Annotated in this window: 16 protein-coding genes; 10 read left to right on the top strand and 6 right to left on the bottom strand. The window is 47.5% G+C overall.

Annotated elements, in window-relative coordinates; genetic code table 11:
* Window positions 1-35 precede the first annotated feature (35 nt).
* Entirely contained in the window at window positions 36-1,208 is a 1,173-nt protein-coding gene (locus GFS24_RS25730) for an acetyl-CoA C-acyltransferase (protein WP_153664756.1), read from the top strand.
* Between the two features lie 88 nt (window positions 1,209-1,296).
* Window positions 1,297-2,280, top strand: a complete 984-nt coding sequence (locus tag GFS24_RS25725) for a pyruvate dehydrogenase complex E1 component subunit beta (protein ID WP_153664754.1) — start codon at window positions 1,297-1,299, stop codon at window positions 2,278-2,280.
* A gap of 262 nt (window positions 2,281-2,542) precedes the next feature.
* Here GFS24_RS25725 and cysM read toward each other — a convergent pair whose 3' ends face one another.
* On the bottom strand, window positions 2,543-3,427 hold the full coding sequence (gene cysM, locus GFS24_RS25720; protein WP_153664752.1) for a cysteine synthase CysM: 885 nt from the start codon (window positions 3,425-3,427) through the stop codon (window positions 2,543-2,545).
* 1 nt (window position 3,428) lies between these two features.
* Window positions 3,429-4,229, bottom strand: coding sequence for a serine O-acetyltransferase (locus tag GFS24_RS25715; RefSeq protein ID WP_153664750.1), 801 nt, complete (start codon window positions 4,227-4,229; stop codon window positions 3,429-3,431).
* Between the two features lie 222 nt (window positions 4,230-4,451).
* Here GFS24_RS25715 and GFS24_RS25710 point away from each other — a divergent pair, with 222 nt between their 5' ends.
* The 3 genes from GFS24_RS25710 to GFS24_RS25700 are packed head-to-tail and all read left to right on the top strand — an operon-like array spanning window position 4,452 to window position 6,482.
* A complete protein-coding gene (locus tag GFS24_RS25710; RefSeq protein WP_153664748.1) occupies window positions 4,452-5,636 on the top strand; it encodes a sigma-54 dependent transcriptional regulator in 1,185 nt (394 codons plus the stop codon).
* Window positions 5,637-5,683: 47 nt separating this feature from the next.
* Window positions 5,684-5,830 (top strand): helix-turn-helix domain-containing protein, encoded by a 147-nt coding sequence (locus tag GFS24_RS29535; RefSeq protein WP_153664746.1) that lies wholly within the window; start codon window positions 5,684-5,686, stop codon window positions 5,828-5,830.
* A 13-nt stretch (window positions 5,831-5,843) separates the two neighbouring features.
* A complete protein-coding gene (locus GFS24_RS25700; protein WP_173003196.1) occupies window positions 5,844-6,482 on the top strand; it encodes an alpha/beta hydrolase in 639 nt (212 codons plus the stop codon).
* Here GFS24_RS25700 and GFS24_RS25695 read toward each other — a convergent pair.
* Window positions 6,477-7,370, bottom strand: a complete 894-nt coding sequence (locus GFS24_RS25695; RefSeq protein WP_153664742.1) for a MerR family transcriptional regulator — start codon at window positions 7,368-7,370, stop codon at window positions 6,477-6,479. The genes GFS24_RS25700 and GFS24_RS25695 overlap by 6 nt on opposite strands.
* A 167-nt stretch (window positions 7,371-7,537) precedes the next feature.
* Between GFS24_RS25695 and lepB the strand changes: the two genes are divergently transcribed.
* The 3 genes from lepB (at window position 7,538) to GFS24_RS25680 (ending at window position 10,373) form a co-directional block, all read left to right on the top strand.
* Window positions 7,538-8,710, top strand: coding sequence for a signal peptidase I (gene lepB / locus GFS24_RS25690; RefSeq protein ID WP_153664740.1), 1,173 nt, complete (start codon window positions 7,538-7,540; stop codon window positions 8,708-8,710).
* A 108-nt stretch (window positions 8,711-8,818) separates the two neighbouring features.
* The gene (locus GFS24_RS25685; protein ID WP_153664738.1) at window positions 8,819-9,316 is read left to right on the top strand and encodes a cytidine deaminase; all 498 of its coding nucleotides are present in this window, start codon (window positions 8,819-8,821) and stop codon (window positions 9,314-9,316) included.
* A 46-nt stretch (window positions 9,317-9,362) separates the two neighbouring features.
* Window positions 9,363-10,373: a lipopolysaccharide assembly protein LapB gene (locus tag GFS24_RS25680; RefSeq protein WP_153664736.1), complete on the top strand. Its 1,011-nt coding sequence runs from the start codon at window positions 9,363-9,365 to the stop codon at window positions 10,371-10,373.
* Between the two features lie 57 nt (window positions 10,374-10,430).
* Here GFS24_RS25680 and GFS24_RS25675 read toward each other — a convergent pair whose 3' ends face one another.
* Window positions 10,431-12,362: an arginine--tRNA ligase gene (locus tag GFS24_RS25675; RefSeq protein ID WP_153664734.1), complete on the bottom strand. Its 1,932-nt coding sequence runs from the start codon at window positions 12,360-12,362 to the stop codon at window positions 10,431-10,433.
* 159 nt (window positions 12,363-12,521) lie between these two features.
* Between GFS24_RS25675 and GFS24_RS25670 the strand changes: the two genes are divergently transcribed.
* On the top strand, window positions 12,522-13,199 hold the full coding sequence (locus GFS24_RS25670; protein WP_153664732.1) for an HAD family phosphatase: 678 nt from the start codon (window positions 12,522-12,524) through the stop codon (window positions 13,197-13,199).
* 13 nt (window positions 13,200-13,212) lie between these two features.
* Here GFS24_RS25670 and GFS24_RS25665 read toward each other — a convergent pair whose 3' ends face one another.
* The gene (locus GFS24_RS25665; protein ID WP_153664730.1) at window positions 13,213-13,794 is read right to left on the bottom strand and encodes a porin family protein; all 582 of its coding nucleotides are present in this window, start codon (window positions 13,792-13,794) and stop codon (window positions 13,213-13,215) included.
* Window positions 13,795-13,902: 108 nt separating this feature from the next.
* Complete coding sequence (locus GFS24_RS25660) at window positions 13,903-15,261, bottom strand: OmpA family protein (RefSeq protein WP_153664729.1); 1,359 nt, start codon at window positions 15,259-15,261, stop codon at window positions 13,903-13,905.
* Window positions 15,262-15,470: 209 nt separating this feature from the next.
* Here GFS24_RS25660 and dnaK point away from each other — a divergent pair, with 209 nt between their 5' ends.
* Window positions 15,471-17,384: a molecular chaperone DnaK gene (gene dnaK, locus GFS24_RS25655; RefSeq protein ID WP_153664727.1), complete on the top strand. Its 1,914-nt coding sequence runs from the start codon at window positions 15,471-15,473 to the stop codon at window positions 17,382-17,384.
* Window positions 17,385-17,436: the final 52 nt, after the last annotated feature.

Below are 17,436 nucleotides of genomic sequence, written 5' to 3'. Positions count from 1 at the left end.
AGATTGTCCAAACGATTCACCAAAACAACAAAAGAATGAAAGAGGTATTTATTGTATCCGTAGCCAGAACGCCAATAGGCAGTTTCAACGGGGCTTTGGCAACATTGCCCGCCACAACACTGGGCGCTACGGTGATAAAGGCAGCACTGGAAAGGGCGAAAGTTAAGCCGGAACAGGTGCAGGAAGTATATATGGGAAATGTGATCAGTGCAAATGTGGGCCAGGCACCTGCCAACCAGGCCAGCCTTTACGCAGGCCTCCCCAATACCGTTCCCTGTACCACCGTGAACAAAGTATGTGCTTCCGGTATGAAAGCGATCATGCTGGGTGCGCAAAGTATTATGCTGGGAGACAATGACATTGTGGTAGCAGGCGGCATGGAAAGCATGAGCAATATTCCTTATTATCTCGATAAAGCCCGTAACGGGTACCGTTTAGGGCATGGTGCTGTGATAGATGGTATCTTAAGGGACGGCCTCTGGGACCCTTATAAAGACTTCCATATGGGCAATGCTGCGGAGATCTGCGCAGCTGAGTACAAGATCACCCGGGAAGACCAGGATGCCTATGCCATCCAGAGTTATAAAAGAGCCGCAGCCGCCACCGAAAAAGGATATTTCAAGAACGAAATAGTGCCTGTGGAAATAACCGGCAAGCAAACCATCACCGTAACCGAGGATGAAGATGTGAAAAAAGTAAATTTTGATAAGATCCCCACGCTGAAGCCAACTTTCCAGAAAGACGGTACCGTAACAGCCGCCAACGCCTCCAACATCAACGACGGCGCCGCGGCGGTAGTGTTAGTGAGCGGGGAGAAGCTGAAAGAGCTGGGTCTCAAGCCTTTGGCACGTATCGTGAGCTTCGCGGACGCCTCCCAGGCCCCCGAATGGTTCACCACCACTCCGGTTAAAGCCATCAACAAAGCACTGGCTAAAGCAGGGCTCACCATTGCGGACATGGACTTTTCTGAGATCAACGAAGCATTCTCCTGCGTGGCCCTCGCCAACGAGCGCGACCTGGGAATTAAGCCGGAAACTTTGAATGTTTGGGGTGGTGCGGTAGCTTTAGGGCATCCAATTGGCAGCAGCGGAGCAAGGATATTGATCACCTTAACTTCCATTTTACAGCAGGAGAACGGCCGCTATGGCGTGGCTGGTATCTGTAACGGAGGGGGCGGCGCCAGTGCGGTAGTGATAGAGAAAATGTAAATGCTTTGCTTTTTGGCAAACAAACAATATTTTTGCCCTGCCTTTCACAAAAAGGTGTGTAATGTTCTAAACATATTTAAAGAATCAAATGCGTCAGATAGCCTTCAGACAAGCCTTAAGAGAAGCCCTCCAGGAAGAAATGCGCCGCGATGAGCGGGTGTTCCTGATGGGTGAGGAAGTGGCAGAATACAACGGAGCTTACAAAGTTAGCCAGGGAATGCTGGATGAGTTCGGAGCACGTAGAGTAATTGATACGCCTATTGCCGAACTCGGTTTCACAGCCATTGGTGTAGGTGCTGCTCAAAACGGTCTCCGCCCCGTATTGGAATTCATGACCTGGAACTTTGCCGTACTGGCGCTGGATCAGATCCTCAATACCGCTTCCAAAATGCTCGCCATGAGCGGTGGCCAGGTGGGTTGCCCTATCGTTTTCCGCGGACCCGGTGGTTCTGCAGGACAGCTGGGTGCACAACACTCCACAGCCTTTGAAAGCTATTATGCAAACATTCCCGGCCTTAAAGTAATATCCGTATCTAACCCATACGATGCAAAAGGTCTCCTCAAAGCCGCTATCCGCGACGATGATCCGGTTGTTTTCATGGAAAGTGAGCAGATGTACGGTGAGCTGGGCGATGTACCTGAAGAGGAATACATCATCCCTATCGGTAAAGCTGATATCAAACGCGCTGGTAAAGATGTTACCATCGTTTCCTTCAATAAAATGATGAAAGTAGCACTCGGTGCTGCGGAAGAACTGGCTAAAGAAGGCATTGAAGCGGAGGTGATCGACCTTCGTACCATCCGCCCGCTGGACTGGTTCACCATCCTGGAATCCGTTAAGAAAACCAACCGTTTGGTGATCGTGGAAGAGCAATGGCCATTCGCCAGCATCTCTTCAGAGATCTCTTACCGTATCCAGAAAGAAGGATTTGACTACCTGGATGCACCTATCCGCAGGATCACTGCCGTAGATGCCCCTATGCACTACGCACCTAACCTGGTGAAACTGTACCTCCCTGATGTGGAAAGAACAGTGAAACTGGTGAAGGAAGTGATGTACATGAAGAAATAAGCTGGTTTATACCATATAAAAAAAGGCGTACCGTCAACCGGTACGCCTTTTTTGTGCTTAGCCTAAAGCAGGATAAGCCTTATTTTAGTTATACATAAGCCATAGATAAGCCGTCTCTATAAGGGACGGCTTATCTACGACTTATATACGGGTTATATACGGCTTATATACGGCTTATCTCCCCGAAATGGACACTGAGGAACACAAAAAAGGCCGCCCGAAGGCAGCCTTTGCTATGTATAAGGAAGTTAAATGGTTAATCTCAACCGAACAGGTCAGAACTCAGATACCGGTCTCCCCGGTCGCAGATGATGCAAACGATCACCCCGCTTTCCAGCTCCTTCGCTAACCTTACCGCTGCCGCAACAGCTCCTCCGCTGCTCATGCCACAGAAAACCGCTTCTTCGCGGGCCAGCCGGTTCGTCATGATCCGGGCTTCTTCTTCCGCAATATCCATCGTTCTGTCTATGCGTTGCCTTTCGAAGATCCTGGGTAGGTATTCCTCCGGCCATTTGCGGATCCCTGGTATTTTGGAACCCTCCGTAGGCTGGCAGCCCACTATCTGTACGTTGTTATTCTGTTCCTTTAAGAAGCGGCTCACGCCCATGATCGTACCCGTGGTACCCATGGCAGAAACAAAGTGGGTAACCTTGCCTTCTGTATCCCGCCAGATCTCAGGCCCTGTGGTACGGTAATGCATGCCGTAGTTGTCTGGATTGGCAAACTGGTTCAGCATGTGGTAACCACCTTTGGCTACTTGTGCATGCGCATAATCGATGGCGCCTTCCATGCTTTGCTCTTTGGGGGTGAGGATCACTTTGGCGCCGAAGGCCTCCATGGATAACACCCTTTCCCGTGTAGCATCTTCCGGCATCACCAGTTCAATGGGTACGCTAAAAAGACTGGCTATCATAGCCAACGCTATGCCTGTGTTCCCGCTGGTAGCTTCTATCAGTTTAATGCCCGGCTTTATTTCCCCACGGTCCAGCGCACCTTTGATCATACCATATGCGGCCCTGTCTTTTACACTGCCGCCGGGGTTATTACCTTCTAATTTAGCGTAGATCGTTACGTTCGGGTTTTCAGGAATGCGTTGCAAGGCCACCATAGGGGTGTTGCCTACTAAATCCAATACTGATCTCGTCATGTTAAACTACTTTAATACTGCCGTCTGCTTTATAATATATCCGGGAATAGGGATCTGTTGATTTGATCAGCCAGACGTTCCCGCCAATAATGCTATGATGTCCTATCACGGTATCTCCGCCCAGGATGGTAGCGCCTGCATAGATCACTACATGATCCTCTATCGTTGGATGGCGTTTGTTCTGGGCCATCGTTTTGTCAATACTCAAAGCCCCGAGGGTAACGCCCTGGTAGAGTTTCACATGCTGGCCTATCACCGTGGTTTCACCGATCACCACACCACTGCCATGGTCAATGCAGAAATAAGGCGCTATCACAGCGGCAGGATGAATATCTATACCGGTTTTCGCATGAGCGAATTCCGTGATCACTCTGGGTAATAAAGGTATTTCCAGGTTATGCAGGCCATGCGCTACACGATAGGCGGCGATGGCATAGAAACCCGGGTACGCGCGGATCACCTCATAAAGACAAGTGGCTGCAGGGTCTCCCTGGAGGATGGCTTCCGCATCCTTCGTCAGATCACTGTAAATGCCGAGCACCAGTTCCATGAACTGCCGGCTGGTGGTAGCCGCATCCTGTGGCAGGCGGGAACCCATGTTCTGCAACAGGTCTTTCAGCTGCGTTTCCAGCTGGAGCGCATATTGTTCCAGTTGTACATCATCCATCACCCTGCCAGTATGTTCCGGGAATAACCAATTCACCAGGTCCCTGCAAAAAGCCCATACCTGCTCAGATGAGGGATATGCGTCTGCAGCTGCAGCCCGGTGGCGCTTTTTAAGTTGCTCCAATAATTGCTTCATAATGCTGAATAGTTACCTGCTACGTATAAAACTAACGTGCCTTCTGTGGATAAAATTACACAAAATTAGTAGACTTCTGCGCCTTAAAACCACTGCAGGCATGTAATTATTTCTTTTACTGCGATTAAATGGGAGTATTTTGTTGTATCATTCTGAAAGATGAAGCTGGCTTTCATCTTTTTCTTATTTTTGGCGCTGACTGTTTAAAATATTAGACAACCTATGGCCAACATATTGATTATAGACGACGAGAAAAGTATCCGTAAAACGCTCTCCGAGATCTTATCCTACGAAGGATATAAGATCGAAGAAGCTGCGGACGGGGCTGAGGGTTTTAAAATGTACAAGGAAAAAGCATATGATGCCGTGTTGTGCGACATCAAAATGCCGAAGATGGACGGCCTCGAATTTTTGGAAAAAGCAAAAGAGATCAACCCGGATGTGCCCATTATCATGGTATCCGGTCACGGTAATATAGATACTGCGGTGGAAGCCGTAAAGAAAGGCGCGTACGATTACATCTCCAAACCGCCGGATCTGAACCGCCTGCTGATCACCCTGCGGAATGCGCTGGACAAAACCACCCTGGTGGCAGAAACCAAAACGCTGCGCAAGAAGGTGAACAAAACACCTGAAATGATCGGGGAATCCAATCCCATCATCAAAATAAAAGATACCATTCATAAAGTGGCGCCCACAGATGCCCGTGTACTCGTTACCGGGGAAAATGGGGCAGGGAAGGAGCTGGTAGCCCGCTGGATCCATGAATACAGCAACCGCGCCAGCGGCCCGATGGTGGAAGTGAACTGCGCAGCTATTCCCAGTGAACTGATAGAAAGCGAATTGTTCGGCCATGAAAAAGGTTCCTTTACTTCTGCTATCAAACAACGCATCGGCAAGTTTGAACAGGCCAGCGGCGGCACACTTTTCCTGGATGAAATAGGCGATATGAGCCTCAGCGCACAGGCTAAAGTGTTACGTGCTTTGCAGGAAGGTAAGATCACCCGCGTAGGTGGTGATAAAGAGATCAGTGTGGATGTACGCGTGGTAGCAGCTACCAATAAAGATCTGCTGAAAGAAGTAGAAGAGAAGAATTTCCGGTTAGACTTATACCATCGCCTCAGTGTGATCCTTATCCATGTACCGGCGCTGAACGACAGGAAAGATGATGTGCCTTTGCTGGTAGATCATTTCCTGGATATTGTTTGCGCGGAATATGGTATGGCCCGTAAAGTGGCAGATAAAGAAGCGATGAAAGCTTTGCAGTTGCATAACTGGACGGGTAATATCCGGGAACTGCGCAATGTGGTGGAAAGGCTGGTGATCCTTTCCGGGAAAACCATTACAGCAGATGATGTAGAGAATTATGTCATTCCCAATCACGAGAAAAAAAAAGCCACTACCTGAATGATGAGCTGCTCGTTTTAACCCGCCTGCATGCTTTCAGGGATGAAGTGGAAAAGATATTTATCGTATTTATGTTGAACAAGAACGGGTGGAATGTGTCTAAAACTGCCCAGGAGCTTGACATTCAGCGTAGTCACCTATACAACAAAATGGAGCGTTACGAGATTCGCAAATCAGCGGAAGACAATGAGTAGCAAACACATTTACATGATCAGCGGACTAGGGGCTGATGAAAGGGTATTTCAAAACCTGGAATTTCCGCCAGGTTACGAAAGCCACTTCCTTCCCTGGATCAAGCCCCTGAGCCATGATGAGCCAATAGAAGAGTACGCCCTCCGCATGGCACGGCGTATCCTGCATCCCAATCCCGTGATGCTGGGGCTTTCCTTTGGTGGTATGATGAGTATTGAAATTGCGCGCCAGCTGCCGGTGGAGAAGGTGATCCTTTTATCCAGCATCAAACACAAAGGAGAATTACCGCCTTACTATAACAAACTGGCAAAAAGGCTGCTGAAGAACCTGCCGGACAGATTAGTGTTCGGCCAGCGGCAGTTCATTGTACGGTTATTCATGCAAACGAGCACAGACCAGGAAAGGCAGTTGTTACAGGATTACCTGTACAGTCAGAATAAAGATCACTTCTATATGCGCTGGGCATTGAATAATGTACTGAGCTGGCAGAATGAATGGGTGCCACCTTCACTGGTGCATATTCACGGAAGCAGCGACCGTCCTTTTCCCCGCCGGTTTGTACAACCCACCCACACCATTTTGAAAGGTGGCCATTTTATGGTGATGAACCGCGCCAAAGAAATTAACAGGATACTGGAAAGGGAATTATTATAAGGTCACCTTACGCCGCACATACTGCAACACTTCCTCCATAGACATTAAGAGCGTCACATTATCCGGCAGGGGTGGGGTGATGCGTACGATCTGGGGACCAGAGATGGTAACAGGGATGCCGGGGAATAACCTTCCCAGGTCTCTGACGAAATTATCCAGCGCTCTTTGCGGGAAATTAGTGATGATATGGGTGTAGATGTGATCCACCTGTTTGCGATCCGTGTAAAAGGAAAGGTCTTCCAGCGGAACATTCGCGCCGAAATTCACCACCGCACAGCCATGTTTCTTGAGCATATACTGGGTGAAAAGCAGCGGTACCTCATGAAACTCGCCTTCCGGCAGGAAGAGCAGGAACTTTTCATCCCCTTCTTTGGGAAGGTCCAGCCCGTCTATGGCTACCATCAGCTTTTTACGGATGATATTGGCAGCAAAGTGTTCCTGTGCCGGGATCACGCAATCTACCAGCCAGAGCAGGCCTATCCGCTCCATGTAAGGGTAGATCACTTTGAGGATGGTTTGTTCAAAGCCCATCCGGAGCAGCACGTTATGGAAGATCTTTTCAAACTTGGTCTGATCAAAATCAATCATGGCCTCCACTAACTGGTTGATATACACCTGGTGAAGATGCGTTCCTTTCTGGCCGCCTTCCTCGAGTGACAGTTGCTTGATCTCCTCATCCGTCATGTTGGCGATCTTGGAGATCTTGTATCCATGACGGTATAAGTACGCAATGCGCATGATATGTTTAAGATCACCGTTGTCATATATGCGGTGATTCGTATCTTTCCGTTTAGGCCGCATAACATTATAGCGCTGCTCCCATATCCTGATGGTGTGCGCTTTGATGCCTGTGAGGCTTTCCAGGTCCTTTATAGTGAAACTGTTCAATGTAGCGTGTATAGTAATTAAACAAAAATAGCTATAAAGTAGTTGACCTGCATGCTGATTTTAACAAACTATCGTGGGATTTTTTTGTGAAAACTTTTGCGAAGGAAAACTAGCTTACAATTAGCAGAATATTATATTTGTTCTTTCAACTAACTAAAAGAAATCGAATGAACCTGGCATTTTGGAGAAAGAGGGATGGTCAGCCCAAGAAAAAAAAGTCCGCAGTACGCGAATGGCTGGATGCAGCTTTATTCGCCGTGATAGCGGCTACGCTGATCCGCACCTTCATTTTTGAAGCATATACCATTCCTACTCCTTCAATGGAAAAAACCTTACTGGTGAATGATTTCCTGTTCGTCAGCAAAGTTAGTTATGGCCCCCGCATTCCTATGACACCATTGGCAGTGCCCTTTACACATCATACCCTTCCGCTCACAAAATATACAAAAGCCTATTCTGAAGCAGTTTCCTGGAAGTACAGGCGCCTGCCGGGCTTTGGTGATATCAAACGGAACGATGTAGTGGTATTCAACTTCCCCGAAGGAGATACCGTAGCCCTTGAGCATCAGGACGAAAGCTATTATGAGCTGGTTCGCCGGATGGGCAGGGACGAAGTATGGAGGCAGTTCCAGGTAACTTCCCGCCCGGTAGATAAACGCGAAAACTATATAAAACGTTGTGTGGGCATAGCAGGAGATTCCCTGGCCGTAAGGGATGGTATCGTGATCGTGAACGGTGTACCGGAAATACCACCACCCGCCAGTCAGCGTTTTTACAACCTGAGCACGAAAGATGATCAAACCCTGAACGCCATGCGCCTGGAAGAAATGGGCGTGGACAATACCCCTGAAATAAAGGTAGCCGGCAGAACGAGTTATAATCTTACGCCTTCCCAATCAAAAGAAATTGGCACGAATGCCGTAGTGAGTGAGATCCAGCCTTTCCTGGATAACACGCAGGATGGTGTGTGGCCACAGGATACAGCGAACTTCAAGTTCTCCATCGATAATTTCGGTCCTATCTATATCCCGCAAAAGGGCGCCACGGTAAAACTGGATAGCAGTACTATTGAGTTATACCGCCGCATTATTGCAGTGTATGAGGGTAACACCCTGGAAACCAAAGGTGGCCAGTTTGTTATCAATGGCAAAGCCACTAACCAGTACACGTTCAAAATGAACTACTACTGGATGATGGGGGATAACCGCCACAAATCCCTGGACTCCCGCTATTGGGGATTTGTACCGGAGGATCACGTGGTAGGTAAAGCCTGGCTCATCTGGATGAGTTATGGTAAAGGTGGCATCCGCTGGAGCCGTCTCTTCAGAACTATCAGATAATTACGCTCAAAAGGTTAATAACCAACAGGGAGCAGCAACGTTGAATTTTGAAAAGCATTATCTTCGAAATTCAGCATTTGCTGCTCCCTGTTCAATTAAAGCCCTTGTATGGAATTGAAATCCCAACAGATCATATTTGAAGAACACGCTGATATTTCAACATTAGCCCCGGCTGATGCTGCCCTGCTGCGGGCTGCACGCGAAGCCACCAAACATGCCTATGCCCCTTATTCCCATTTCAGGGTAGGCGCGGTATTACAACTGGCCAATGGCAAACAGGTGATGGGCACCAACCAGGAAAACGCTTCCTATCCGGTAGGGATCTGCGCAGAGCGGACAGGGCTCTCGGCCGCTTCCTCCCTTTACCCGGATGTACCGGTGCAAACCATTGCCGTGAGCTATCATAATGAACTGGGGGACAGTACCAGGCCTATCAGCCCCTGTGGACTCTGCCGGCAAACCCTGGCAGAATACCAGCAGCGGTTTAAGGCTCCCATCCGCCTCATCCTGTCCGGACTTACCGGTAAGGTGATCGTGATCCCGGATGCCCTTAGTTTACTGCCCCTTTCTTTTTCTTCCGATGACATGAAATATTTTTCTTTATAAATTAATTTTTATTTATATTTGTCATAGTGCGTAAAGCACTTTTGCTATGTTCCTATACCGTATCCTACACCTATGCACCATTGTGCTGGCTATATGTATTGTTGTGCCAGCCATTGCGGGATCACCAGCCGGTGATAACCGTGCCAGGAAGTTATATAAGGAAGGGCTGCAACTGAAGAAAGATGGCCGTCTGGATGAAGCGCAGCAGCGTTTTACCGCCGCTATTGCCGCAGATGGTGCTTTTGCAGCAGCATACATAGAGCTGGCAGGGGTTTACCGCTTGCAGCAGCAGCCGGAACCGGCCAAACAACAACTACTCAGATTACTGGAAAGATCTCCTGAACATCCTACCGCGCTGGAAACGCTGGCAGGCATCTTTTACGAGCAAAAAGCGTATGAAGATGCACTGACCTATGCCTACCGCGCACAACAGCGGGGCTGCCGCAAAATGCACCGGATCATCGGTTTAAGCTATGCTTACCTCGATCATCCTGCAGAAGCCATCCCTGCACTCGAAACAGCCTGTAAGGAAGAACCGCGGAGAGCAGAGTTACTCTGCCAGATCGCGCGGTTGTATGCCCAACAGGAAGATTATAAACAAAGCATCCGTTATTACGAGTTATCACTGCAGGGAGACAGTACCTCGCCGGATGTATATTACGAACTGGGAATGATGAATTTCAATATGGAAAACTACAAAACCGCCACGGGGGCATTTGAGCAGGCAGCCAGGTTAGGGCGCCCCGTTGATGCAGACCTTTATTTGAACCTGGGTATGGCCCACCTTAAACAGGCCGCTTACGATGATGCCATCCGCAACCTGCTCTCCGCTTTAGCTTTAAAACCTAAAGACATCCAGGTAATGATGAACCTTGCCAATGCCTACTACAAAAAGCAGGAATTCAGGAACGCTATTACCCAATGGAATAATATCCTTTTGCAGCAACCGCTCAATGGCTTCGCCATGTTCATGCTGGGAAAATCGTATATCTGTTCCGGTGAAATAAGCCGCGGGCAAGCTATCTGCGATCAGGCTTTAACGTTAGGGGAGCGGTAGGGGCATAAAAAAAGGTAAAGGATGTGATCCTTTACCCTATTATCTTTTAAGAAAGTCCTACATTCTTTCCGGCACCGCAATACCCATAAACTTCAAACTTTGTTTGATCGTATTGGCCGTGAGGATAGCAATCTGTAAACGCAGCTTTTTCTTATCCTCATTTTCCGCATCTCTCACAGAGTAAATGTATTTACCCTCCTCTTTCTTCGCATAGAAAGAGTTAAACGTCTGCGCCAGCAAAAATGCATAGTTGGCAATAACGGCAGGGCTCATTTCCCTTTGTGCTTCCAGCAGGATAGCATTAAACTGCTCACATAACATGATCAGTTCTTTTTCCATGGGAAGCAGTGCTGTATTGTGCGAATAACCTGTCAGTTCTTCCAGATCTGCTGTGCTGAATTCACGCAGGATGGATTTGATCCTTGCGTAGCTATATTGTATGAAAGGGCCGGTAAAGCCGTGAAGGTCGATAGACTCCTCCGGGTTGAAGACCATTTTCTTTTTAGGATCTACTTTCAGCAGGAAGAATTTCATGGCCCCTAAACCAATGGTTTCATACAGCTCCCGTAATTCTTCTTCAGAAAAACCTTTTGTTTTACCCAGCTCTTCCGTTTGCTCAGCAGCTGTTTTTACCATTTCTTCTATCAGATCATCTGCATCCACTACAGTGCCTTCCCTGCTTTTCATACGGCCATGTGGTAATTCCACCATGCCATAGGAGAGGTGGTAAATACCATCTGCGCAAGGCTCCTGTAACTTCTGCAGGATCAGTTTCAACACCTTGAAATGATAGTTCTGTTCATCCGCTACCACGTACAGGCTTTCTTCCATATGGTAATCGTCGTACTTCAAACGCGCAGTACCTAAGTCCTGCGTCATGTATACAGAAGTGCCATCTCCGCGGAGCAGTAACTTCTCATCCAATCCATCTGCTGTAAGGTCTATCCATACAGAGTTATCTTCTTTACGGAACAACACACCTTTCCGTAATCCTTCTTCCACCAGGTCTTTCCCTAACAGGTACGTGTTGCTTTCGTAATACATTTTATCGAAATCAATTCCCAGGCGTTGATAGGTTTTATTAAAACCTTCATACACCCAACCGTTCATCGTAGCCCAGAGTGCACGCACTTCCGGGTTGCCGGCTTCCCACTGCTGCAGCATGATCTTAGCCTGCTGCATGATCTCCGTTTTATTACGGCTCAGTTCTTTGATCTCATCCTGCACTTTAGCCAGCTTCTCTTTATCTGCCTGCACTTCCGGTTTGTGTGTGGCGTTGTGCAGTTTTTCTATCTTGTCTTTTTCAGCGCCTTCAAAATCTTTCAGGTTGCCATCCAGTACGCGGGAGATGATAGGCTCTGCCTGATCACGCAGTACTTTTTCAAAGTGAACATAAAAATCACCTACCAGGTGATCTCCTTTAATACCGCTGCTTTGCGGTGTTTCACCATGAGAGAACATCTGCCATGCCAGCATGGATTTGCAGATGTGGATGCCCCGGTCATTCACCAGGTTGGCTTTGATCACTTCAAAACCATTTGCTTTATAGATCTCTGCTACGGAGTAACCGAGGAAGTTATTACGCAGATGCCCCAGGTGCAAAGGCTTATTGGTATTGGGAGAAGAATATTCCACCATCACCTTGCGGCCGTTGGCAGGCTGCTGACCCACTGTTTTATTGCTATGTGCGGTTTGCAGATACTGGATCCAGTATTGGTCCTGGATCTGAAGATTGAGGAAACCTTTCACCACGTTAAAACCGGTGAAAAGAGCAGGGTAATGCGCTAAAAGGTATTCGCCCAGCTGTTTGCCCGTTTCTTCCGGTTTCAGGCGGCTGAATTTAGTAAATGAAAATACGACAACAGTATATTCCCCTTCAAACTCTGGCTTGGTGATGTTAACAGACACGTCATCAGCCGTAAAATTCTGCTGATACAGCGCCTGGATGGCCGTTGCGGCGGCATTTTTGATAGCAATAACTACACTCATTCTAAAAAATGTTAATGCAAATTTAGATAGCAAAGGTAGTTTTATTAAAGCTAATTTAACAGCTCACTCCCGGATCACCGGCCAATTTTACGTAACTTTGTGATACCTATAGAAGTTGTAAACCCATTTATCCCGCTATTTTTCACGTAAACAGTACGCATGCTAACTGCAAACATTACAGAGACACAACCGTTCGGGAAAATGGCCATTTTTGATATGGACAATACCCTCTTACACAAAAGCTTTATTTATACTGCCGCCGATCAACTGGGATTTATGCCACAGTTACTGGCCATTGTGCAAGCCGGTTATTCAGATGTAGTGCGCACGCAGAAAATTGCACAGTTACTGAAAGGAAGAACACAGGAAGAACTGATCGCTGTCGTTCAATCGATCCCGTTAGTGGAAGATGCCGTGAGCGTGATCCGGGCATTGAAGGATAAAGGGTATGTATGCGGCATTATCAGTGACAGCTATACCTGTATCACCAATTACGTGAAAGACCAGCTGGGCATGCATTTCTCCTGCGCCAACGTGCTGGAATTTGAGGATGATATTGCTACGGGTGTAGTGAGCATCCCTGCGAATTTCTTAAAACTACCGGATAATGATTGTAATCATGCTTACTGTAAATGTAACATGATGCACCATGTACGTGGACAATATGACATTGAGATGCACAATATCCTCGCCATCGGAGATGGAACGAATGATATCTGCATGGTCCGCAAAGCAGGGATCGGTATTGCTTTTAACACGGAACATGACAGGCTGAAAGAAGTGGCAGATCACATTTTTGAGGAACGCACTTTCATGCCACTACTGGGCCTGGCTTAATAAAAAAACAGCGCTATTTCTTAAACTTCCCAAAAGTATAATACAAACCTATCTGCGCAACGGAGTTCTTCTGGCTTTCATCCTGTTCATATACATCCGTTAAACCGAAATTATACCGGCCACCAATGCCTAATCCAAAATCAAAGTCATAACCGAATCCAAAGCCCAGCCCAAAGTCTACACCTTTCGTCTGGTCTTTGACATCCACAGTCGTTTTGCCATGTATGTTTTTGGCAGCTACCAGGAAACCCAGTTGCGGGCCAGCTTCCAGGTGAAATTCAGGAATCAGATAATACTGTACCATTACAGGGACGTTAATGTAGTTGAGGCGCACCTTATATTCTCCCAGGATAGGAATATCGTATTTGAACCCCTGGCCGGAGTATACCAGTTCCGGCTGAACGCTCCAGCTCTCATTCACGGCTATACGCGCAAAACCACCCAAATAAATGGAAGCCCTGGTCTCTTCATCCCCGAAGATCGTGTTAGTCACTTTGGCAATGTTCAAACCACCCTTTGCACCAAAGCTGATCTCCTGTGCGCTGGCATTAGCAACCAATCCTCCGAATAAAATTAAAAAAGCAAGTTTTTTCATAATACGTTATAGTTAGCAGGCTGTCATTTGGCAAATAGTATGCCGCAAAAAAGGGCGCCGATCTGCATCGGCGCCCTTGGTATAATGACATGCAAAACTGTCAGATTATCAATAGATAGTGAACTCAACACGGCGGTTCTGCTGACGGCCTGCAGCTGTTTTATTGCTCGCAATAGGCTGGGTTTCACCATATCCTGTTGCTTCAATACGGCTTGGGTTAGCACCCTTGCCAACAAGGTAAGCCTTCACAGATTCTGCCCTGTTCTTAGAGAGGATCATGTTGCTGGCATCTTTACCCACATCGTCCGTATGGCCGGCCAGTTTCAGGCTCAGGTTCTTACGTTTGATCAGGTCTGCCACTCTATCCAGTGAAGCAAAGGAACTTGGTTTGATATCCGCTTTACCGGTAGCAAACTCAAGGTTGGCGATCGCTTCCCTTACCAGGCGGCGGTCATCTTCTGTGATGATCACCTTCACTTCCGGTTTAATGGTGTCAGGTTTCGGCAGCGGACAACCAGCCCCGTCTACCTTATCAGTGGCAGGTGTGTTCGGGCATTTGTCAAACAGGTCAGAAACACCGTCACCATCACTGTCCACCTGCAGCTTAGCTACACTGGCAGCCAGTTTGGCGTTGTTTTCCTTCTCTGCGTCCAGTTCCAGTTTAAGCTGGTTGCGGGCAGCTTCCAGCTGATCATACATTACTGCCGGGGCATTATGCCATTGCAGTTGTGGTTTGCTGCGGCTGCCAAGGCTGAATTCCAGACCTGCGTAACCGTAGGCATACTTGTCCTTGGAGGGGGCTTTGTTATAGCCGTCCAGGTTATCCCCATCCAGGTAATGCATCGTGTAGCCGAGATCGAGGTTCACGCCTTCAGAGAGTTTGAACTTCAAACCAGCCCCAACGGGTACAAAGAACTCTTTAATTACACCGCTGGGTTTGTATTCTGTGGTAATACCGCCCGGTGTGGTCACTTCCGGGTTGTAACCTGCCAAACCGCCACCTACAGACACATAAAGTGTTGCAGCGCTTTGTTTGTGCAGCCAGTTGATAGTCGCTAAATTGAAAACGGCATTTAAACTACCGGACCATTTAAGAGATGTTTCAAACGATGCGTAAGGACTGTTTGGTGCCTGGCCATTACCCAGCTCACGGCTGTTATCTCCTTTGAGCTTACCACCTACAAAGTCTCCCCGGAGGGCCAGGAAGTGTAACAACTGCCATTTAAGATAAGCGCCATAACCGTAATTAACCTGCCATTTGGAGAAATCATTGCTGCCGCCTGTAGCAACAGAAGGTACCAATACACCGCCATTAATGCCGATGGAGAAGGTGCGGAAGTTCCTGCTTCCACCAAAAAGGACGCCTGAAGAAGGCGTTGGAGTTTCTGAAGTGGTTGACGGGGTCTGCGCCAAACTTGCAAGGGGTAGCACGGTCAACAAGTAAACGACCCATTTGATTTTTTTCATATGATTGTGGTTAGTGATACCCTTGCAAAACAAATTTTACGCCACTGTGTTCTATCAAAAAGACATAGTTTTTATTCATATACATCTTTTTGTCTGATAAAACTGACATAATTGCATAAAAGGGGCCTTGGCATAATCATTGACAATTCATGGGCAAGGTCCGGAAACGTCCGGGCCACACTGTTTCACAAAGGAGAACATTAATTATTATGGGAAAAATCATAGGTATTGACTTAGGGACTACCAACTCTTGCGTTGCCGTAATGGAAGGTAACGAACCGGTAGTTATTGCCAACGATGAAGGACGCCGTACTACGCCTTCCGTTGTTGCATTTTTAAAGAACGGCGAAAGGAAAGTGGGTGATCCGGCTAAACGCCAGGCGATCACAAATCCTGTTAACACTATCATGTCTGTGAAGCGTTTTATGGGCCGCCACTACGACGAAGTGTCCAGTGAATTGAATCATGTGACTTACAAAGTGGCAAAAGGTGATAATAACACTACACGTATTGATATAGATAGCAGGTTATATACTCCGCAGGAGATATCTGCTATGATCCTGCAAAAGATGAAGAAAACGGCAGAAGACTACCTGGGTCAGGAAGTAACAGAAGCTGTTATCACTGTTCCGGCGTACTTTAATGACGCGCAACGCCAGGCAACGAAAGAAGCCGGTGAAATTGCAGGTCTGACCGTTCGCAGGATCATCAATGAGCCTACTGCTGCTGCACTGGCTTATGGTATGGACAAAAAACATCAGGACAGCATCATCGCTGTATTTGACCTTGGTGGTGGTACTTTCGATATCTCTATCCTCGAACTGGGTGATGGTGTATTCGAAGTAAAATCTACCAACGGTGATACCCACCTGGGTGGTGATGACTTTGATAAAGTGATCATGGACTGGCTGGCAGATGAATTTAAGAAAGACGAAGCAGTAGATCTGCATAAAGACCCAATGAGCTGGCAGCGTTTGAAAGAAGCTTCCGAGAAAGCGAAGATAGAATTGTCTTCTTCTCAGGAAACAGAGATCAATCTGCCATACATCACTGCGGTAGACGGTGTACCCAAACACCTTGTAAAGAAACTCACCCGCGCTAAGTTTGAACAACTGAGCGACAGCCTGATCCAAAGAACACTGGAACCATGTAAGAAAGCGCTGGCTGATTCTGGTCTGGACCTTTCCAAGATCGATGAAGTGATCCTCGTAGGTGGTTCTACCCGTATTCCAAAGATCCAGGAAGTAGTAGAAAAATTCTTTGGTAAAAAACCGAATAAAGGTGTGAACCCGGATGAAGTAGTTGCCATTGGTGCTGCTATCCAGGGTGGTGTACTCACCGGTGAAGTGAAGGATGTATTGTTGCTGGACGTTACACCATTATCCCTCGGTATCGAAACCATGGGCGGTGTGTTCACTAAACTGATCGAATCCAACACCACTATTCCGACAAAGAAAAGCGAAACTTTCTCCACCGCTGCTGATAACCAGCCTAGCGTAGAGATCCATGTACTGCAAGGTGAAAGACCTTTAGCTTCTCAGAACAGAACGCTGGGTAAATTCATCCTGAATGACCTGCCACCAGCACAACGTGGTGTGCCGAAGATCGAAGTGATCTTTGACATTGATGCCAACGGTATCCTCCATGTAACTGCTAAAGATCAGGGTACTGGTAAATCTCAGAACATCCGTATTGAAGCCGGTAGCGGTTTAAGTAAGGAAGAGATCGAAAAGATGAAAGCTGAAGCGAAAGCAAATGAGTCAGAAGATAAACTGGCACGTGAGAAGATCGAAAAGGTGAACCAGGCAGAAAGCTTAGTATTCCAGACAGAAAAACAACTGAAAGAATACGGTGATAAAATTCCTGCTGATAAGAAAGCACCTATCGAATCTGCACTCGAGAAAGTTCGCGAAGCGGTGAAAACACAGGACATCACGCAGATCGATGCTACCACAGCAGAATTGAACAATGCATGGACAGCTGCTTCTGAAGAAATGTACAAAGCCACGCAAGGGCAACCTGGCGCAGATGGCGGAGCACAGGCAGGCGCAGAGCAAGGTGCCGGACAGCAAGGTGGTGCCGGTGATACCGTAACTGATGCAGAGTTTGAAGAAGTGAAGTAAGCTTATAATGAATATTAAAAAAGCCCGGACGTTTTATGCGTCCGGGCTTTTT

It is taken from the genome of Chitinophaga sp. SYP-B3965 (assembly GCF_009647655.1).
In the GTDB taxonomy this organism is placed as follows: Bacteria; Bacteroidota; Bacteroidia; order Chitinophagales; family Chitinophagaceae; genus Chitinophaga.
The sequence above is the reverse complement of the archived record's forward strand: the minus strand, read 5'-3'. Positions and strand labels throughout refer to the sequence as shown.